This window comes from Denitratimonas tolerans, from assembly GCF_037203605.1.
Lineage (GTDB): Bacteria > Pseudomonadota > Gammaproteobacteria > Xanthomonadales > Xanthomonadaceae > Denitratimonas > Denitratimonas tolerans.
Genome location: NZ_JBBDHC010000005.1, coordinates 101,025 through 119,835, shown reverse-complemented (window position 1 = coordinate 119,835; position 18,811 = coordinate 101,025). Strand labels below are relative to the sequence as shown.

The 18,811-nt window shown below is 67.6% G+C and carries 14 protein-coding genes and 2 tRNA genes; 7 read left to right on the top strand and 9 right to left on the bottom strand.

Annotated elements, in window-relative coordinates:
• Positions 1-105: 105 nt before the first annotated feature.
• Complete coding sequence (locus tag WB794_RS05085; RefSeq protein WP_337334763.1) at positions 106-891, top strand: enoyl-ACP reductase FabI; 786 nt, start codon at positions 106-108, stop codon at positions 889-891.
• Positions 892-981: 90 nt separating this feature from the next.
• On the opposite strand, the gene WB794_RS05080 is transcribed toward WB794_RS05085, so the two are convergent.
• The 7 genes from WB794_RS05080 to WB794_RS05050 form a co-directional block, all read right to left on the bottom strand.
• Positions 982-2,892, bottom strand: a complete 1,911-nt coding sequence (locus tag WB794_RS05080) for a SurA N-terminal domain-containing protein (protein ID WP_337334762.1) — start codon at positions 2,890-2,892, stop codon at positions 982-984.
• Positions 2,893-2,990: 98 nt separating this feature from the next.
• Positions 2,991-3,067: transfer RNA gene (locus WB794_RS05075), tRNA-Asp, on the bottom strand.
• A gap of 24 nt (positions 3,068-3,091) precedes the next feature.
• Positions 3,092-3,166, bottom strand: a tRNA-Val gene (locus tag WB794_RS05070).
• Between the two features lie 11 nt (positions 3,167-3,177).
• Complete coding sequence (locus tag WB794_RS05065) at positions 3,178-3,546, bottom strand: HU family DNA-binding protein (protein WP_337334819.1); 369 nt, start codon at positions 3,544-3,546, stop codon at positions 3,178-3,180.
• A gap of 169 nt (positions 3,547-3,715) precedes the next feature.
• Positions 3,716-6,160: an endopeptidase La gene (gene lon / locus WB794_RS05060; protein ID WP_415926644.1), complete on the bottom strand. Its 2,445-nt coding sequence runs from the start codon at positions 6,158-6,160 to the stop codon at positions 3,716-3,718.
• Between the two features lie 226 nt (positions 6,161-6,386).
• On the bottom strand, positions 6,387-7,562 hold the full coding sequence (locus tag WB794_RS05055; RefSeq protein ID WP_337334761.1) for a hypothetical protein: 1,176 nt from the start codon (positions 7,560-7,562) through the stop codon (positions 6,387-6,389).
• Between the two features lie 236 nt (positions 7,563-7,798).
• Positions 7,799-8,809 (bottom strand): isocitrate dehydrogenase, encoded by a 1,011-nt coding sequence (locus WB794_RS05050; protein ID WP_337334760.1) that lies wholly within the window; start codon positions 8,807-8,809, stop codon positions 7,799-7,801.
• Positions 8,810-8,912: 103 nt separating this feature from the next.
• On the opposite strand from WB794_RS05050, the gene WB794_RS05045 reads away from it, so the two are divergent.
• Entirely contained in the window at positions 8,913-9,983 is a 1,071-nt protein-coding gene (locus WB794_RS05045) for a hypothetical protein (RefSeq protein ID WP_337334759.1), read from the top strand.
• A gap of 15 nt (positions 9,984-9,998) precedes the next feature.
• Here the strand turns inward: WB794_RS05045 and grxC are convergent, their stop codons facing one another.
• Positions 9,999-10,277 (bottom strand): glutaredoxin 3, encoded by a 279-nt coding sequence (gene grxC, locus WB794_RS05040; RefSeq protein WP_337334758.1) that lies wholly within the window; start codon positions 10,275-10,277, stop codon positions 9,999-10,001.
• Between the two features lie 168 nt (positions 10,278-10,445).
• Here grxC and WB794_RS05035 point away from each other — a divergent pair, with 168 nt between their 5' ends.
• The 3 genes from WB794_RS05035 to ppx all read left to right on the top strand — a co-directional run bounded on the left by WB794_RS05035 (position 10,446) and on the right by ppx (position 15,785).
• Positions 10,446-12,110 carry a M48 family metalloprotease gene (locus WB794_RS05035; RefSeq protein ID WP_337334757.1) on the top strand — a complete coding sequence of 555 codons (1,665 nt, stop codon included), beginning with the start codon at positions 10,446-10,448 and terminating at the stop codon, positions 12,108-12,110.
• Positions 12,111-12,171: 61 nt separating this feature from the next.
• Positions 12,172-14,280 (top strand): polyphosphate kinase 1, encoded by a 2,109-nt coding sequence (gene ppk1, locus WB794_RS05030; RefSeq protein ID WP_337334756.1) that lies wholly within the window; start codon positions 12,172-12,174, stop codon positions 14,278-14,280.
• On the top strand, positions 14,271-15,785 hold the full coding sequence (gene ppx / locus WB794_RS05025; RefSeq protein ID WP_337334755.1) for an exopolyphosphatase: 1,515 nt from the start codon (positions 14,271-14,273) through the stop codon (positions 15,783-15,785). Before ppk1 ends, ppx begins: the two co-directional genes overlap by 10 nt.
• Before the next feature lie 36 nt (positions 15,786-15,821).
• On the opposite strand, the gene dksA is transcribed toward ppx, so the two are convergent.
• Positions 15,822-16,952 (bottom strand): RNA polymerase-binding protein DksA, encoded by a 1,131-nt coding sequence (gene dksA, locus WB794_RS05020; protein ID WP_337334754.1) that lies wholly within the window; start codon positions 16,950-16,952, stop codon positions 15,822-15,824.
• An 82-nt stretch (positions 16,953-17,034) separates the two neighbouring features.
• Here dksA and yidD point away from each other — a divergent pair, with 82 nt between their 5' ends.
• Together yidD and mgtE are read left to right on the top strand one after the other, a co-directional pair.
• Positions 17,035-17,262 (top strand): membrane protein insertion efficiency factor YidD, encoded by a 228-nt coding sequence (gene yidD, locus WB794_RS05015; protein WP_337334753.1) that lies wholly within the window; start codon positions 17,035-17,037, stop codon positions 17,260-17,262.
• Positions 17,263-17,418: 156 nt separating this feature from the next.
• Positions 17,419-18,780: a magnesium transporter gene (mgtE, locus tag WB794_RS05010; RefSeq protein ID WP_337334752.1), complete on the top strand. Its 1,362-nt coding sequence runs from the start codon at positions 17,419-17,421 to the stop codon at positions 18,778-18,780.
• The last annotated feature ends 31 nt before the right edge of the window (positions 18,781-18,811 follow it).

The following is an 18,811-nucleotide window of genomic DNA, read 5'->3' as shown; positions in this document are numbered from 1 at the left end:
CAAACTTCGCCTTTCCCGACCTCGCGATGCCGCCCGTTGCCGCCGGCGCATTGCGGTCCCACCTACCTTGCAGGCGCGTCCTGCAGCATTCGCGGAGGCAACACCATGGGTTTTCTTGCGGGCAAGCGCGCCCTGATCGTCGGCATCGCCAGCCAGCGTTCGATCGCCAACGGCATCGCCGATGCCATGCACCGTGAAGGTGCCGAACTGGCCTTCACCTACCAGAACGACAAGCTCAAGTCGCGCGTGGAAGACGCCGCGCGCGAGTACGGCTCGGACATCGTGCTGCCGCTGGACGTGGCCGACGACGCCCAGATCGAGACCGCGTTCAAGACGCTGGGCGAGCGCTGGGACGGCTTCGACATCCTGGTGCATTCGGTCGGCTTCGCACCGCGCGAGACGCTCGACGGCGGCTTCCTCGACCATCTGACGCGCGAGAGCTTCCGCATCGCGCTGGACATCTCCGCCTACAGCCTGGCCGCACTGGCCGGCGCGGCGCGCCCGATGATGCAGGGGCGTCAGGGTGCCATCCTCACCCTGAGCTACCTCGGTGCCGAGCGCGCGCTGGAGAACTACAACGTCATGGGCGTGGCGAAGGCCGCGCTGGAATCCTCGGTGCGCTACCTCGCGCTCAACCTCGGGCCGGAAGGCATCCGCGTCAACGCGATTTCCGCCGGTCCGATCAAGACCCTGGCGGCCGCCGGCGTGGGCAACCTGCGCAAGATGCTGACCCACGTGGAAGCCCACTCGCCGCTGCGGCGCAATGTCACGATCGAGGATGTCGGCAACGTCGGTGCCTTCCTGTGTTCGGACCTGGCCGCCGGCGTCACCGGCGAGGTCACCTACGTGGACGGCGGCTACAACATCCTGGGCATGGCCGGCATGGAGTGAGCGCCACGGCGGCGCACCCGGATGCGAAAAGGCCCGGCATTGCCGGGCCTTTTCGTTTCGCGGGGCCGTCGACCTGCATCGACGCGCGCGTCACATGCGCGATTCCGCCACGTCGATCCTGGCCTCGCGGCGCAGCGCCTTGATCAGCTCGGTTGCCTCCACGCCACCGATTGCCTGCGCCAACTGGTCCCGGATCATCTCGCGCTGGGCGGCATCGATCTTCGTCGGATCGGCATCGGTCACCTTGGTCAGCGCGATCACTGCACTGGCACCGCCGACCAGCGGCGCGCTGCCAACGCTGCTGCCGCCTTCGACCGGGTGCGGCAGGGAGAACGCGGCCTGCGCGATGGATGGATCCACCGTGGCACCCATACGGCCCACGTCCTCCGCATTCCGCACTTCCAGCGCGTGGGCTTCGGCATAGGTCTTCATGGTGTCGATCGACGTGATCGATTCGAGCGCCTTCGCCAGCGCATCGCGACCGAGTTCGGCCAGGCGCTCGCCGCGCACGGCGGCCTCGACCTGCTCCTTTACTTCTTCCAGCGGGCGCGTGGCGGCGGGAACGTGCCGGCTGATGCGCAGCGCGATGCCGTGGCCAGGGGCGACCTCGACCACATCGCTCACCAGACCTTCGACCAGCACGCTGTCCGACAGCAGGGCGCGCAGCACGTCCGGGTTTGAGAACAGGCCCGGCTCGCCCGCGCGGGTGAAGGGGCCGGCCTTCTGCACGGTGAGGTCGAGTTCGGCGGCGGCATTGTCGAGCGTGCTCGGATCACGGTAGATCGCGTCGATCAGGCGACCGGCACGGTCGCTGTAGCGGCGCTCGCGCTCGCTCTCCAGGTATTCCTTTTCGAGGTCGACGCGCACATCCTCGAAACCCTTGCCGGTCTCGGCCTTGATTTCGCGCAGCCAGATGACGTGCCAGCCGTCAGCGCCCTTGACCGGATCGCTCACGCCCGGCTCCATCGAGAACAGCGCCGCCTCGAACGCCGCGTCGGTCACGCCGCGCTCGATCCAGCCCAACTCGCCGCCGGCAGCGCTCGAACCAGGGTCCTCGGAGGATTCGCGCGCCAGCGCCGCGAAGTCCGCGCCGTCGGCGCGCGCCTTTTCCGCGATTGCCTGCGCCTTCGACTGCGCGGCCTGCACCGCCGCCGCGTCGGCATTGGCCGGCGTCTGGATCAGGATATGCGAGGCGAGACGCTCCTCGGGCTCGATGTAGCGGCCCTTGTTTTCTTCATAGCGCTGGCGAAGGGTCGCTTCATCCGGCCTCTCGTCAACGTCCAGCTTGGAGGCATCCAGTTCGACGTACTCGACCTCGAAGGTCTCCGGGCTCTGGTAGGAGTCCGGGTGGGCGTCGTAGTACGCGCCGATGTCCTGGTCGCTGATCTCTCCGATCGCGTCCTCGGCGGGTGCCGGAAGCACCAGGTAGTCGAAGCTGCGGGTCTGGTCACGCAGCGCGAGGTAGTCGTTGACGTAGGCATCGGTGACGATGCTGCTCTGGCTCACGCCCATCGGCATGGTGCGGGTCAGCAGGTCGCTGGCCATGCGCGCCTCGAAACCGCGCGGCGTCATGCCCGCGCCAGCCAGCACCAGCTTGTACTGGTTCGCATCGAAGCTGCCGTTGACGTGGAAGGCATCGATGTCGGCGATTTCCTTCTGCAGCGTGGCAGGAGCAACCACCAGGCCGTACTTGGTCGCGGCCTGACGCAACACCTCTTCGTCGATCATGCTCTCGAGCACCTGGCGCTTGACGATCGGCGTGTCGAATTCGCGCGCGTCGTAGCGGTCACCAAGCATCTGCCGCATCCGGGAGCGGTGGTCTTCGAAGCGCTGGCGGAACTGGTCCTGGTCGATCTCGACCTTGTTCACCTTGGCGACGTAGGTCGGAACCTGCGCCTGGAAATAGTTCTCCACGCCGAAGAACGCGAACGGAACGGAGAGGAGGACCAGAATCGCCACGGCCACCCAGCCGGTGGTCTTGTCACGGAGTGTCTGCAACATCGGGAAGTCTTCGCAAATCCAGTGAGGGAAGCCACACGCCAGACGCGGCGCGACGGAGCAAAAAAAAGGGCGCCTGCTTCCAGGCGCCCTCGGTATGGTGGCGGAGTGGACGGGACTCGAACCCGCGACCCCCGGCGTGACAGGCCGGTATTCTAACCGACTGAACTACCACTCCGCGCATTGACGCTGCATGGTGCTTTGGTGGGTGCTGAGGGTTTCGAACCCCCGACCCTCGCCTTGTAAGGGCGACGCTCTACCGCTGAGCTAAGCACCCTGCGAAGACGATCAGTTTACAGCATCCTTGAGCGCTTTGCCAGCCTTGAACGAAGGAATCTTCGACGCCTTGATCTTGATGGTCTCGCCGGTGCGCGGATTGCGGCCGGTGCGCGCGGCGCGCTTGCGAACCTCGAAAGTGCCGAAGCCGACCAGCGACACGCTGTCGCCCTTCTTGAGCGCCTTCTTGATGACCTCGATGACCGCGTCAACGGCGTTGCCGGCGTCGGTCTTGGAAAGTTCGGCAGCCGAGGCGACCGCATTGACGAAATCGGACTTGTTCATTTGATGTGTCACTCCAGAGTGCGAGACGAGAACCTGCCGTGGTGCCCGGGCGACCAGGAATTCGATGCCTGGTCGCGCGCCGTTGCCATCGGCCATTTCCACCGGGCTGCGCATCCTGCACCGGCCCGCGGGTGGGCTGGATTTATACCAGCGCCCCCAAGGCCGTGCAACACGAAATTACCAAGCCCCATGCGGTTTTCAGCCGATTTTGCACACGGCACAACTGCTGCGTTTCGTCAACTGTGCGGCACCGGGCTCTCCGGAGTCAGTGGGCCCGGCGTGCCGGGGCCGCCTTGCCGCGCGGCATCGGCTCGGTCGGCGCAGGTTCCTGCGGCGGCGACACCGGTGCCAGCGGCTGCACCAGCGCGAGGTCCAGCACCTCGTCGATCCAGCGCACCGGAATGATCTCCAGCCCGGTGGTGACGTTCTCCGGTATCTCGGCCAGATCCTTGGCGTTTTCCTGCGGAATGATCACCGTGCGGATGCCGCCACGCAGCGCCGCCAGGAGCTTCTCCTTCAGGCCGCCGATGGGAAGCACGCGCCCGCGCAGGGTGATCTCGCCGGTCATCGCCACGCCCGGCTTCACCGGCACGCGCGACAGCGCCGACACCAGCGCGGTGCACATGGCGATGCCCGCACTCGGACCATCCTTGGGCGTCGCCCCTTCGGGCACGTGCACGTGGATATCGTGCTTCTGGTGGGACTCCGGATCGAGGCCGAGGCGTTCTGCGCGCGCGCGCACCACCGACAGCGCCGCCTTGACCGATTCCTGCATCACTTCGCCAAGCTGGCCGGTGTGCTGCAGGTTGCCCTTGCCCGGCATGAGGGTGGCTTCGATCTGCAGCAGATCGCCGCCCACCTCGGTCCAGGCAAGGCCCGTGACCAGGCCGATCTCGGGCTGCGCTTCGGCGCGACCGAAGTCGAAGCGGCGCACGCCCAGGTAGGTATCGATCGTGTCCGGGGTGATCTTGATCGCGGTGGTGCGGCGACGCTTGCCGCGGGCTTCGGGCTTCGGTCCGGCCAGCGCGATGCGGGTGACGACCTTGCGGCAGATCTTGGAAATCTCGCGCTCGAGGTTGCGCACGCCGGATTCGCGCGTGTAATAGCGCACGATCTCGCGGATGGCGTCGGGTCCGATCGCGATCTCCTCGGGCTTGAGGCCGTTGCCCTTGATCTGCTTGGGCAACAGGTAGTTCATCGCGATGTTGACCTTCTCGTCCTCGGTGTAACCGGGAATGCGGATGACTTCCATCCGATCCAGCAGCGGGCCGGGGATATTGAGCGAGTTGGCGGTCGCCACGAACATCACTTCGGACAGATCCAGGTCCACTTCGAGGTAGTGGTCGTTGAAGGCGTGGTTCTGTTCGGGATCGAGCACTTCCAGCAGGGCCGAGGACGGATCGCCGCGGAAGTCCTGGCTCATCTTGTCGATCTCATCGAGCACGAACAGCGGGTTCTTCGTCCCCGCCTTGCTCAGGTTCTGGACCAGCCGCCCGGGCAGCGAACCGATGTAGGTGCGCCGATGGCCACGAATCTCGGCCTCATCGCGCACGCCACCCAGGCTCATCCGCACGAAGTTGCGGCCGGTCGCCTTGGCGATCGACTGGCCGAGCGAGGTTTTGCCAACGCCCGGCGGCCCGACCAGGCACAGGATCGGTCCCTTCATCTGCTTCACGCGCGACTGCACCGCCAGATATTCGAGGATGCGCTCCTTGACCTTCTCCAGCCCGTAGTGGTCGGCGTCGAGAATGTCCTGTGCCGCCTTGAGGTCGCGCCGCACCTTGGACCGCTTGCTCCAGGGCACGCCGACCAGCCAGTCGATGTAGTTGCGCACCACCGTGGCCTCGGCCGACATCGGTGCCATCTGACGCAGCTTGTTCAGCTCGGCCCGTGCCTTGGCCTCCACCGCCTTGGGCATCTTGGCGGCGACGATCTTGCGGGCCAGGTCGTCCTGCTCGTTCGGCTGCTCGTCGAGTTCGCCCAGCTCGCGCTGGATCGCCTTCATCTGTTCGTTGAGGTAGTACTCGCGCTGGCTCTTCTCCATCTGCGACTTGACCCGGCCACGGATGCGCTTCTCCAGCTGCTGCACGTCGATCTCGCCGTCGACGAAGCCGATCAGAAGTTCGAGACGTGCGCCCACGTCCAGGGTTTCGAGCAAGGTCTGCTTGTCCGCCAGGCGAATCCCGAGGTGTGCGGCGATGGTGTCCCCCACGCGGCCCGGATCCTCGATGCCCGCCAGCGTGGTGAGCAGCTCCGGCGGAATCTTCCGGCTGGTCTTCACGTACTGCTCGAACAGCGACATCAGTGAACGCACGGTCACGTCCAGTTCGCGCGGCTCGCGGTCGCTCAAAGGTGCCAGATCCTGTGCGTTGGCCACCAGCGCGCCGTCGACTTCTCGGCAATCGGCCACGCTTGCGCGCGCCACGCCTTCGGCCAGCACCTTGATCGTTCCGTCCGGAAGCTTCAGGAGCTGGAGCACCTGGGCCACGGTGCCCACGGTGTAGAGATCGGCACCGGTGGGATCGTCGATTTCAGGGCTGGTCTGGGCCACGAGCAGGATGCGCTTGTCCGCTTCCATCGCGCGATCCAGCGCATGCATCGACTTTTCCCTGCCAACGAACAGCGGGATCACCATGTGGGGATAAACCACCACGTCCCGAAGCGGCAGGACCGGCAGCGTCAGCATCTCGGGCATCTGGCTATCGCTCACAGAAACTCTCCATGTAGGGGCGACGGGCGTCTTGCCCTCGCGTTCCTCTCTCAGGTGGGGACGATAACACCACGCGCAAGGCCCGGCCGGAGCCGCGCTGCGGGAGCGTTACGGGCCCGCCGGAAGCCGTGGCGCGCGGCGTTCCCCGGCGCAGGCAAAAAAAACGGCCCCGGAGTCCGGGGCCGAAAAAGAAGAGCCTGTGAGTGCGTGAAAACGTGTGAAGAGGTCAGAATGGAACGATCCAGCTGGCCTCGAATTCGGCAACCGCGCCGCGGGAATAGGTATTGGATGAAAACACCGGCCCCGGCCCGAGGAAGGCCATGGACGGCGCATAGCTCGCCGTCAGTGCCAGCTCGCCTGCGCGGCTCAAGCCACGCCGATAGCCGAGAGCCAGGTTGGTATCGGTGTATTCGGGATCCAGGGCGCGCTGGTAGAGCGCCGATGTCGGTGATGGCTGCTGGCGCGTGGTGTAGCGCAACACCCACTGTCCCTGCCAGGGGTCATTGATCCGGGTTTCGGCCGAATACACCGTCAGGTCGCGCCAGGCAAACGCCGGGGCGTTGCCATCGGCCATCAGCGACAGCAGGCGCGTGGGCAGCGCGGTGCTGGTGAACGGCGTGATCTTGCTGAAGTAGACCCGCTCCATGCCGAGTGCGAACGACACGCCGGAAAATGCCTGCCACTCCAGCTGTCCGCCCAGACGCGCCGGCAGGTCGAAATCACCCGGCTCTCCGTAAATGCCCCGCACCGACTCGAAGGAACTCATGTCGAGCCGCGACTGCGCGCTCCAGGCCCATGCGACGCGATCGCCGACCGGCACCCGGTAGTCGAAGCGGACGCCGTGTCCGGTCACCATCTCGGTGATCGGCTGGCGCTCGCCCACGATGGCGGCGTACGGATCGTGGAAGCCGCGCATCAGGCCCAGGCCCGGGGTTGCAAACTGCTGCCGCGCGACGAGCGCGGTCACCCCCAGGCGGCCGAGGTTCTCGACCTCCTGCTGGAACGTGGCATCGAAAAACTGGCTGCGCACCGGCGCGGCGCGCGTCACCAGATCGACCGGCGCCGTCGAGGTGGTCGAGCCGTAGCCCAGACCCGAAGAGGCCGCCTCGCTCAAGGACAGGGTCAGGCTGCGCTGCACCGACGCCTTCGCGTCCGACAGCGCAAAAGTGACCCGATGGCGCTGGGTGCCGAACACCTGGTCGCGCAGCGTCGGCGCAAGGCTCTTGGCCGTTGGCGCATCGTTCCAGGCGTAATCGGGCATGATGCTGCGCCGCGCGAACTCGCGCCAGGATTCCGGCCCCTGCCCTGCGGCCTGCGCCACACCGCCCGAGGCCAATCCGGCGACACAGGCGGCGGCGAGCGCGCGGCGTGCGAACAAATTGCGGTTGGACGTGCTGTTCATGGCTCGATGGCAACCTTGGACGGGCGCGAGTATGGCGAACAAACAACAGGACGTCAACGAAAAAAACGCGGGCTGCCGCCGTTTTCCGATCGCACCCTGCTTTTTCGCCACATCCGGCAGGGCGCCTGTTGCGCCAACGCAACAGAAGGCCTCCGATCACGGCCCGAGCCGGCACATCGCGGGCATCCCGCGGCCGCGCAGGCACGGGTCCGCACGAGCGCCGTCGGGCGCGGCCCTTACTGGGCGGTACGGCGGGCGATGGCGCGGGCAAAGTCCATGGTTGATCCACCGCCGCCCAGGTCCGAAGTCAGGCTGTCGCGCGCCTCCATCGTGGCCACGATCGCCCGGCGCAGGCGGCGCGCCTCCTGCTCCATGCCCAGGTGGCCGAGCATTTGCCCCGCCCCCAGCATCAGCGCCACGGGGTTGGCGATGCCGCGCCCGGCGATGTCCGGCGCGGTGCCGTGGACCGCCTCGAAGATCGCCGCGTCCTTGCCGATGTTGGCACCCGGTGCCAGGCCCAGGCCGCCGACCAGGCCCGCGCACAGATCGGAAATGATGTCGCCGAACAGGTTGGTGGTGACGATCACGTCGAACTGTTCCGGACGCATCACCAGCTGCATGCAGGTGTTGTCGACGATCATCTCGTTGAAATCGATGTCCGGGTACTGCGCCGCGATTTCGCGCGCCACGCGCAGGAACAGGCCCGAGGTGGTCTTGAGGATGTTGGCCTTGTGCACCACCGTCACCTTGCGCCGACCGGCCGACCGGGCCAGCTCGAAGGCGTAGCGGACGATGCGGTCGGAACCCTTGCGGGTGATCTTCTGGGTCAGGGTCGCGGTCTCGCCGTCTTCCGACAGCGCCTGGCCTTCACCGATGTAGGCTCCCTCGGTGTTCTCGCGCACCGTGATGATGTCGATGCCCTCGTAGCGCGCCCTGGTGTTGGGGAAGGTGATTGCCGGACGCACGTTGGCATACAGATCGAAGCGCCGGCGCAGCGCCACGTTGATCGAGGAAAAGCCTTCGCCCACCGGCGTGGTCAGCGGGCTCTTGAGCGCCACGCCCAGGCGTTCGATGGTCTCCAGCGTGCGCGCCGGCAGCAGTTCGCCGTCCTTCTCGTAGGCGGCAAGGCCGGCATCGACGAATTCGTACTGCAGGCCAAGCGCCATGGCGTCGAGCACATGCAGGGTGGCCTCCATGATCTCGGGGCCGATGCCGTCACCGCGGATCACTGCAATCGTCGGGTTCATCGTGGACTGGTCCTTGTGCATGGGTGAAAGGGACCCGACGCGCTCCGGCGTCGAGTTGACCGCCCATTATCGTCCAGCGACGGCTTGGGGTACAGTTGACGGCATGCGACTTTTGGCGAAATTCACCGTTGCCCTGCTCCTGTCCGGCGCGCTGCCGGCGGCGGCGTTCGAGCCGGCGCGCATCGAACTGGTGGTCGACGCCGGTGAACAGGCGTACTTCAACGTATCGGGCACCTGGCCCGATACCTGCCCGCCGCGCCTGGCGGGAATCATGGTCGAGGACCGCGACGTGACCCTGCTGGGTGCGCGCGAATCCGCCGGCTGCCAGCCCTCGCCCACACCCTATTCACTGGCGAGCACACGGATGCCGTTGCCCAGCCTGCTGCCCGGGGCGGGCATCCACCGCGTGCGCCTGCAGTTGGACGATTCCGCCGACGGCACCCGCCCCGCACTCGCGGGCTTCGCCTTGGTGCAGGTTGGAACGACGCCTGGCCTGGCGCTCGAAACCGGGTTCTGGTGGGCCGAACAGGGCGGCGAGTTCGATGCCGGCCCCGGGCTCGGTCTGTCGGTGGAAACCCAATCCGGTCTCATCAGCCTCAGCGTGATGGGCTACGACGCGCAGGGCGCATCGGCCTGGTACTTCGGGGCCGGCGAGATCGACTCGGGCACGGCACACCTGGAGCTGGCCCAGTTCGAGGGCGGTGCCGGCCCGTTTGCACGCTACACCGCGCCGGAAACGGTCCGGCTCAGCGGCGGCGTGGACGTGGAACCCATCACCCCGTCACGCGCCGTGCTGTGGTTCTCGCGACCGAATCCGGAAACCGGCCTGATCGACCTGCGTCCGCTGTCGGTCGTGCGCTTCAGCTTCGCCCAGGACCCGGGTGAGGCGCTGCTCGGCCGCTGGGTGCTGACCAGCGCCGACGCCAGCCAGCGCATCACGCGCTGGCTCGACTTCGTACGCAGCGAATCGGTGGAAGGCGGCTTCATCCTGCACGATGCGGAGGGTGCCGTGCTCCGGTGCGAGGCCACGCCCGGCCTGCCCGGCTCGCCGCCGGCGCTGTGCCGGCTGGACGCGGGCGACGGCGACGCGGTCGAATTCACCGACATCGCGCTGCGCCGCCTCGCCGGCTGGGACGCCGACGCGCACCGCACGCTGGCGTTCCGGATCGACTGACCCGGCGCGCGGCGCTCAGGCGTCAGGCGCGGCCTGCGCGAGGGTCGCCAGCAGCGGATCCAGACCACCGGCGCGATCCAGCTTCACCAGGTCGTCATAGCCACCGACGTGGGTATCCCCGATGAAGATCTGCGGCACCGAGGTGCGCTGCGCCCGCGCCCGCATTTCTTCGCGCCGCGCCGGGTCTTCATCCACCCGGATTTCCTCGACCTCGACGCCCTTGTTGGCAAGGTAGCGCTTGGCCGACACGCAGTACGGGCAGACCCGCGTGGTGTACATCAGGACCTTGTTCATGTGCCGACTCCGCATCAAAGAGGGGGAATGGCCCCCGACGCGGCCCATTTTGCCCGCACTCACCCGCCAGCGCACGGCAGGCCGGGGCGGAAAAGTTCACGCCAAGTTAACGCGCCACCGCCAGCAGCGCGCCATGATGGCAGCCTGATCCTCTGCAGCACCCTCGCCATGATCCGACGCTGGACGCTCTGCATCGCGCTTTCCGCCGCCCTGCCTCTGGCCGGGGCGCAGACGCCTGGCACCCTGCCGGAAATGGGATCGTCCGCCGCCGAGCTGCTGACCCCGGCGCAGGAACAGGCCTACGGCGGGATGATGCTGCGCCAGCTGCGCGCCTACGACATGGTCATCGACGACCCGCTGCTGGAAGGCTATCTGCAGGGACTGGGCTATCGCCTCGCCTCGCGCAGCGACCGGCCGGTGCAGCCCTTCACCTTTTTCCTGATGCGATCGCGCCAGATCAACGCCTTTGCCACGATCGGCGGCTACATCGGGATGAACGCCGGACTCATCCTCACCGCCGAGCGCGAGGACGAAGTGGCCGCGGTCATGGCGCACGAGATTGCCCACGTCACCCAGCGCCACGTCCTGCGCGCGGTGGAGAAAGCACAGCGCGACCAGCTGCCGATCATGCTCGGCATGCTCGGGGCGATCCTGGCCAGCTCCCAGGCCGGCAGCGGCGATGGCGTGCAGGCCGCGATCGTGGGCGGCATGTCGATGATCCAGCAGCGCCAGATCGACTACACCCGCTCCAACGAGCACGAAGCCGACCGCCTCGGCATCCAGACACTCTCCCGCGCCGGCTACGAGCCGATCGCCATGGCCGACTTCTTCGCGCGCATGGAGCGCCAGATGCGCGGCAACACCGGCGGCGCACAAGCACCCGAATACCTGCGCTCGCACCCGGTCACCACCACCCGCATCAGCGAGGCCAAGGCGCGCGCCGAGCAGATCGGCATGGCCATGACCTGCGCCACGGCATCCGGCAATTCCGACACGGGCACCCCCGCCGCCCGCGCCGCGCGCTGCGTGTTGCCCGCGGAGCTGCCGCCGGCGCGCACGCTGGCCAACCCGCTCCTGCCCGACTACGTGGCCGAGGCCATGGCCGAACCCGGCACCACGCGCGCCCTGTTCGACCTGGCGCGCGAGCGCCTGCGCGTGCTCTCGGCCACCTCGCCGGGCGAGGCGGTCAACGAATACCTGCGCCATCGCCGCGCCAGTCCCGAGGCATTCACTGCGGCACAGCGCTATGGCCTGGCGCTGGCGCAAAGCCTGTCCGGGGATACCGCAGCGGCCGAAACCGGGCTCGCCGCCTTGTCCCGCGAATTTCCCGAGCTCTACTGGATCGATCTGGCGCATGCCGAAAACGAGCATCGCGCCGGGCAGCGTGAAATCTCCCGGGCGCGCTACGAGGCGCTTCTGGCCGCGCGCCCGAAGAACACCGCGATCACCCTGAGCTACGCCGCAGCCCTGGCCGAATACGGCAGCGTCGACGCGGCGCGCGCCGCGCAGGAACTGCTGCGGCCGCTGCTCGCCACCCACGGCGACGATCCCGGCTTCCAGCGCGCCTACGCGCGCGCGTGCGAGGTCGCCGGGGACGAGGTTCGCGCCGCCGAGGCCTATGCCGAAGTCGCCTGGCTCAACGGCCGCCCGGACGATGCGCTCGGGCAGCTCGAGCGCTTGCGCAAGAACGGCGACCTGGACTTCTACCAGCGCGCCCGCGTCGACGCGCGCATTGCCGCGATCACGCCCGATGCGCTGGAGATGCGCCGACAGGCCCGAAGCGATGCCTCCGCCAACCTGGACTCCACTCCGGGTTGGCGGATCGGCCGCTGACCGGGCACCGGTCGCAGCGCGCTGTCACCCACGATGGCACGGCGATTGCTATGCTTTCGCGATGTCGCGACCCATCCCGAGCCCCCACCGCCCGAAGAAGGCCGCCGCAGTGCGCGACCTCGACGACCCTGCGCTGTACCTCAACCGCGAGCTTTCGCAGCTGGAGTTCAACTTCCGCGTGCTGGCCCAGGCCATGGACGAGCGCGTGCCGCTGCTCGAGCGCCTGCGCTACCTGTGCATTTCCTGCACCAATCTCGATGAGTTCTTCGAGATCCGGGTCGCGGGCGTGCACCACATGCAGGAAATGGGTTCGCCGCTGCCGCCCGATGCGATCCCGATCAGCACCCTGCTCAACCTGATCCACGCGCGCGCCACCGAGCTGGTCGATACCCAGTACCGCTATTGGCGCCAGACCCTGCGCCCGGCGCTGGACGCCGCCGGCGTGCGCATCCTGTCGCCGGAAGCCTGGAACGCCCGCCAGAGACGCTGGCTCAAGCAGCACTTCGTCAGCGACATCATGCCGGTGCTTTCACCGCTGGGGCTGGATCCGGCGCATCCGTTCCCGCGCATCCTCAACAAGAGCCTCAACGTCGTGGTCGTGCTGCAGGGCAAGGACGCCTTCGGGCGCGCCAGCGGCATGGCGATCGTGCGCGCGCCGCGTTCGCTGCCGCGCATCATCCAGCTCCCCGAATCCGTTTCCGGCGGGCCGCACGATTTCGTCCTGCTGTCGGCCACGCTGTCGAGCTTTGCCGGGGAGATGTTTCCCGGAATGCGGGTCAAGGGCATCCACCAGTTCCGCGTGACGCGCAATTCCGAACTGTTCGTGGACGAAGACGAAGTGGAGAACATCGCCCACGCGGTGCAGGACGAGCTGCGCGGACGCGGCTTCGCGCGGGCGATGCGCCTGGAAATCGCGGAAAGCTGCCCGAACGACATCGTGCAGTCGCTGCTGGAAAACTTCGAGCTCGCCCCCAATGCCGTCTACCGCATCAACGGCCCGGTCAACCTCAACCGCGTCACCGCGGTCTACGACCTGGTGGACCGCCCGGAGCTGAAGTTTCCGCCGTTCACCTCGCGCCGCCACCCCGAGGGCGAGGAGGAACGCATCTTCGACACGCTGCGCGCCGGCGACGTGCTGCTGCACCATCCCTTCGACTCCTTCAGCGCCGTGGTGTCGCTGATCAAGACCGCGGCGCGCGATCCGGACGTGCTGGCGATCAAGCAGACGCTCTATCGCGCCGGCAAGGATTCGGTGCTGGTGGAGCACCTGGTGGAGGCGGCGCGCGGCGGCAAGGACGTCACGGTCGTCATCGAACTGCGCGCGCGTTTCGACGAGGAGGCCAACCTGGGCCTGGCCGACCGCCTGCAGGAAGCCGGCGTGCAGGTGGTCTACGGCGTGGTGGGTTACAAAACCCACGCCAAGATGCTGCTGATCGTGCGGCGCGAGGGCAGCCGGCTGCAGCGCTATACCCACCTGTCCACCGGCAACTACCACACCGGCACGGCGCGCCAGTACACCGACATCGGCCTGATGACCGCGCACCCGGAAATCGGCGAGGACGTGCACCGCCTGTTCCAGCAGCTCTCCGGCCTGGTGCCGTCGTTCAAGCTGACGCGCCTGCTGCAGGCGCCCTTCACCCTGCATGCCGCCGTGCTGGCAAAGATCGCGCGCGAAGCCGCGCACGCGCAGGCCGGCAAACCGGCGCGGATCATCGCCAAGATCAACGCGCTCAACGAACCCAAGGTGATGCGGGCGCTGTTCGAGGCATCCCGCGCGGGCGTGGAGATCGACCTCATCGTGCGCGGCGCGTGCTGCCTGCGCCCCGGAATCCCCGGAGTATCCGAAACCATCCGGGTGCGCTCGGTGGTGGGACGATTCCTCGAACATGCCCGGGTCTACTGGTTCGGCAACGATGGCGAACCGGAGCTGTACTGCTCCAGCGCCGACTGGCTCGAGCGCAATCTGCTGCGCCGGATCGAGACCTGTTTCCCCATCCTGGACCCGGCGCTGGCACAGCGCGTCTACGACGAAGAGCTCGCCAACTATCTGGCCGACAATACCCAGTCTTGGTCGCTTCAGGCCGACGGCGGTTACCTGCGCAACGAACCGCAGGGCGACGAGATGCCCCACTCGGCACAGAACGCACTGGTGGCCCGCCTATGCCGATGAGCAGCACGGCCCTGCGCGAAGGTGAGCTGATGGCGGCCATCGACATCGGCTCCAACAGTTTCCACATGGTGGTGGCGCGCAACGTGCTGGGGCAGCTTCGCATCGTCGACCGTCTGCGCGAGACCGTGCGGATCGCCACCGGCCTGCGCGCCAATGGCGACCTGGATCCGGCGGCGCGCGATCGCGCCTTCGCCTGCCTGGCCCGCTTCGGCGAACGCATCCACAGCTTCCCGCCCAACCGGGTGCGCGCCATCGCCACCAACACGGTGCGGCGGCTGCGCAACCCGCAGGCCTTCCTGATTCCGGCGGAAACCGCGCTGGGGCACGCCATCGAGGTGGTTTCCGGCCGCGAGGAAGCGCGCCTGATCTACCTGGGCGTCGCGCACGGCCTGCCCCCCAGCGACGCGCGCCGGCTGGTGATCGACATCGGTGGCGGCTCCACCGAGTTCATCATCGGCACCGGGTTCCAGCCGCTGGAGCGCGAAAGCCTGCAGATGGGCTGCGTGGCCACGACGCGCCGATTTTTCCCGGACGGCAAGATTTCCCAGCAGCGCTGGCAGGCCGGCCAGCTCGAACTGGCCCAGCAGTTCCAGCAGTTTTCCGCCGCGTATCGCACGCTGGGCTGGGACGAGGCCATCGGGTCTTCGGGTACGGCGCGGGCCATCGCGGAAATGCAGGCCGCCAGCGGCACCAGCGTGGATGCGATCACGCCCGCGGGCCTGGAGCGTTCCGTCGAGGCCCTGCTCAAGTTCCGGCGGATCGAGGACATCCGGCTGCCCGGGGTTTCCGCCGACCGGCGACCGGTCATCGCCGGCGGACTGATGGTGATGGCCACCGCGTTCCGCGAACTGGAACTGACGCAGATGCGCGCCTGCGAGACCGCCATGCGCGAGGGCGTCCTCCACGACATGCTGGGACGCAGTCAGAACCGCGACCCGCGCGACGCCGCGATCGCGGCCATGGCGCTGCGCTATGGCGTCGATACCGATCACGCCGCGCGGGTCGAATCCATGGCGCTGGCGCTGTTCGATCAGGTCCGGGACACCTGGGCGCTGGACGACGACGACCGCCTCATGCTCGGCTGGGCGGCACGCCTGCACGAACTGGGCCTGGCCATCTCGCACAGCCAGCACCAGAAGCACGCGGCCTACGTCATCGCCAACTCGGACATCGACGGCTTTTCGCGTCAGGAGCAGACCGTGCTGGCCGCACTGGTGCGCTGCCAGCGCCGCGGCCTGTCGCGCAGCCTGGTGTCGGGGCTGCCGGCGCGCGCCGCGCACGCGACGCTGCGCAACGCCGTGCTGCTGCGCCTTGCCATCCTCCTGTGCCGCAGCCACGCCGCCGAACTCCCCAACCTGGGCCTGAGCGCGAACGAGGCCAGAATCCAGCTTGCAATCCCGCGTGCGTGGCTCGCCGCGCACGCGCTGGCGCGCGCCGATCTTGCGACCGAGCGCGAGGATCTTGCGGAAGTGGGGCTCGTACTTTCCGTCCGCGAGACGGAGTGAACGGGCACCGGCAGCGCCCGTTCCGGGAACCGCGGATCAATCGCCCATGAGCTTTTGGCGGTGCTCCCAACGCTCCTGGGCATCGAAGCTCAGGGTAGCGATGGGGCGCGCTTCCAGCCGCTCCAGGCCGATTTCCTCACCGGTTTCCTCGCAGTAACCGTAATCGCCTTCTTCAATGCGCTTGAGCGCCTTGTCGATCTTCGAGATCAGCTTGCGATAGCGATCACGGGTCCGCAGTTCGAGCGAATTTTCCGTCTCGCGCGTGGCGCGCTCGGCGTCGTCACCGACGTCGCGCACTTCCTCGCGCAGGTTGTCGATGGTCTGCTGGGATTCCTCGACCAGATCCGCGCGCCATTTCATCAGCTTCTGGCGGAAATACTCGAGCTGCTCGGGACTCATGTATTCCTCGCCCGGCTTGGGGCGATAGCCCATCGGCAGATCGGGACGGTCGGGCAGAATGGCAGCGCCGGAATCGGCAACGGGGGGCAGCGTCTTCGGCGTCCTGGCCTTGGCGCTTTGGGGTGCAGCGTGGGTCATCGTCTTCCTTGCAGGGGTTTGTTCGGCGGATCGCGCCGGCACGGCCTTCTTGGCCGGCGCGGCAGTCGCCTTGCGGGTTTGTCCGGAGGCGCGGGACGCGGGCTTGGCTGCCGCCTTGCCGCCCGTCCCGGCCTTTGATGTCCTGGCCGGTGCCGTCTTGGTCGCCGCAGCCTTCGGCTTGACCAGTCGTACCAGCGATTCAGCCACGCGCTTGATGGCGCTGGCAGGCGTGCTGCCGGCCTTCTTTGCCGGCGCGGCTTTCGTCACGGCCTTCTTCGGGGCCGCCTTGCTCACGGCGGCCGTTTTGGGTGCCGTTTTCTTCGACACAGCCTTCTTTGCCGGTGTCGCCCTGGTCGCGGCCGCCTTCTTCGCGACAGGCTTCTTCGCAGCGACCTTCTTCACCACAGCCTTTTTCGCCGCGACCTTTTTCGCCGCTGGCATCTTCACGGTCGCCTTCTTCGCTGCGGCCGCGCCGGCAGGTCCCTTCTTCGCAACCGCCTTGGTCGCAGGCCGGGCAGCAGGCTTCTTCACGGCCTTGCCAGCCTGTGCGGCGGCCTTTGCAGGAGATCGATCGGACGCTTTCGCTTTCGTTGCCACGGTGGAGGCCCCCGGAGAATCGTCGTTGAGCACGAGTGGTCGCGTGTTATAGCCTAGTCCCCCCGAAGCGGCAAGCGTGCCGCGGGCGGGAATCCGCTTTCCGACGCGTCACTCCATGAATTCTCCGGTCATTGCGTTACTGCGCGGCTACAAACGCTTCATCAGTCCGCTGCTGGGTCAGCACTGCCGCTTCCATCCCAGCTGTTCGATGTACGCCATCGAGGCCATCCAGGTGCACGGCCACCTGCGCGGCGGCTGGCTTGCGATCAAGCGGCTCGCGCGCTGCCAGCCGCTATGCGAGGGCGGGCTGGATCCGGTGCCCCCCCGCCAGCCGCACGGCTGAAGCCGCACCTCGCCGGACGCACTCGGGGCAGCCTGTCCGCCGTGCAGACACACCCGCATCGCGCGGGGCTGGCCCCGACGGGCACAGGCCGAGGATAATGCGCGGCCGGCGGCTGCATGCAGCGAGCAACACCCCCTTCCCTTTCCGGAGCGCCCGATGGCCGACGCCTCCCGCCACGACAGGACCGCCCGCCAGCTGCGGCTGCTGTCCGATGCGCTCGACACCGGCCGGCTGGGGCCGGTGCGACGGCTGATCAACACGCTCTCGCCGGCCGAGATCGCCAACCTCCTCGAGTCCCTGCCCACGCCCAAGCGCTCCCTGGTGTGGGGCCTGGTCGATCCGGAAGACGACGGCGAGGTGCTGGTCCACGTCGGCGAGGACGTTCGCGAAAGCCTGATCGCGGAGATGGATGCGGACGAGCTGGTCGCCGCGGTCGAAGACCTCGACATCGACGATCTGGCCGATATCGCCGAGGACCTCCCCGACCAGGTGATCGCGGAAGTCCTGCGTTCGATGGATCGCGAAAACCGCGATCGCCTCGAACAGGTGCTCTCCTTCCCCGAGGGCAGCGCCGGACGCCTGATGAATCCGGACGTGGTGACGGTGCGCGCCGACACCACGGTGGACGTGGTGTTGCGCTACCTGCGCCTGCGCGGCGAGCTGCCCGACCATACCGACTACCTGTTCGTCGTCAGCCGCAGGCACCAGTACCTGGGCCGGGTTTCGCTCAGCTCCCTGCTCACCCACGAAACCTCCACCCCGATCAACGAGCTGATCGACGACGAGCAATCGGCCATTCCCGCCGGCACCAGCGAGCGCGAGGTAGCCAACCAGTTCTCCGATCACGACTGGGTCTCGGCTCCGGTGGTGGACGAAAGCAACATCCTGCTCGGCCGCATCACCATCGACGACGTGGTCGACATCATCCGCGAGCAGGCCGAACACCAGGCCCTGGGCGCGGCGGGTCTGGGCGAGGACGAGGACCTGTTCAGCCCGGTCGGGCGCGCGATGCGGCGGCGACTGGTGTGGCTCTTCGTAAACCTGTGCACCGCCTTCATCGCGGCCAACGTGGTCGGCAATTTCGAAGGCACGATCGACAAGCTCGTCGCACTCGCGGTGCTGATGCCGATGGTCGCGGGCCTCGGCGGCAATGCCGGCACCCAGGTGCTGGCGCTCACGATCCGCGGCCTGGCGCTGGGTCAGGTCGGTGCCTCCAACGTACTGATCCTGCTGTGGAAGGAACTGCGCGTGGCGCTGTTCAACGGCCTGCTGATGGGCGCGGTGCTGGGCCTGATCGTGTATGCCTGGTTCCGGAACCCGGGGCTGTCGCTGGTGATCTTCGTGGCGCTGACCGTCAATCTCCTGTTGGCCGCCATGGTGGGCGTGACGATTCCGCTGCTGCTCAGGCGCATGGGTTTCGATCCGGCGCTGGGCAGCGGGATCTTCCTCACCGCGCTGACCGACTCGCTCGGCTTCTTCACCTTCCTGGGGCTGGCGACGCTGGTGCTGATGGAGTGATCCGCGCGTCGGCCGGCACCTGACAACAGCG

What these genes read in the sequence shown, in the direction of transcription:
- WB794_RS05085 (WP_337334763.1), top strand. Translation starts at nt 106, where the DNA reads ATGGGTTTTCTTGCGGGCAAGCGCGCCCTGATCGTCGGCATCGCCAGC.
- WB794_RS05080 (WP_337334762.1), bottom strand. Translation starts at nt 2,892, where the DNA reads ATGTTGCAGACACTCCGTGACAAGACCACCGGCTGGGTGGCCGTGGCG.
- WB794_RS05065 (WP_337334819.1), bottom strand. Translation starts at nt 3,546, where the DNA reads ATGGCCGATGGCAACGGCGCGCGACCAGGCATCGAATTCCTGGTCGCC.
- WB794_RS05055 (WP_337334761.1), bottom strand. Translation starts at nt 7,562, where the DNA reads ATGAACAGCACGTCCAACCGCAATTTGTTCGCACGCCGCGCGCTCGCC.
- WB794_RS05050 (WP_337334760.1), bottom strand. Translation starts at nt 8,809, where the DNA reads ATGAACCCGACGATTGCAGTGATCCGCGGTGACGGCATCGGCCCCGAG.
- WB794_RS05045 (WP_337334759.1), top strand. Translation starts at nt 8,913, where the DNA reads ATGCGACTTTTGGCGAAATTCACCGTTGCCCTGCTCCTGTCCGGCGCG.
- grxC (WP_337334758.1), bottom strand. Translation starts at nt 10,277, where the DNA reads ATGAACAAGGTCCTGATGTACACCACGCGGGTCTGCCCGTACTGCGTG.
- WB794_RS05035 (WP_337334757.1), top strand. Translation starts at nt 10,446, where the DNA reads ATGATCCGACGCTGGACGCTCTGCATCGCGCTTTCCGCCGCCCTGCCT.
- ppk1 (WP_337334756.1), top strand. Translation starts at nt 12,172, where the DNA reads ATGTCGCGACCCATCCCGAGCCCCCACCGCCCGAAGAAGGCCGCCGCA.
- ppx (WP_337334755.1), top strand. Translation starts at nt 14,271, where the DNA reads ATGCCGATGAGCAGCACGGCCCTGCGCGAAGGTGAGCTGATGGCGGCC.
- yidD (WP_337334753.1), top strand. Translation starts at nt 17,035, where the DNA reads ATGAATTCTCCGGTCATTGCGTTACTGCGCGGCTACAAACGCTTCATC.
- mgtE (WP_337334752.1), top strand. Translation starts at nt 17,419, where the DNA reads ATGGCCGACGCCTCCCGCCACGACAGGACCGCCCGCCAGCTGCGGCTG.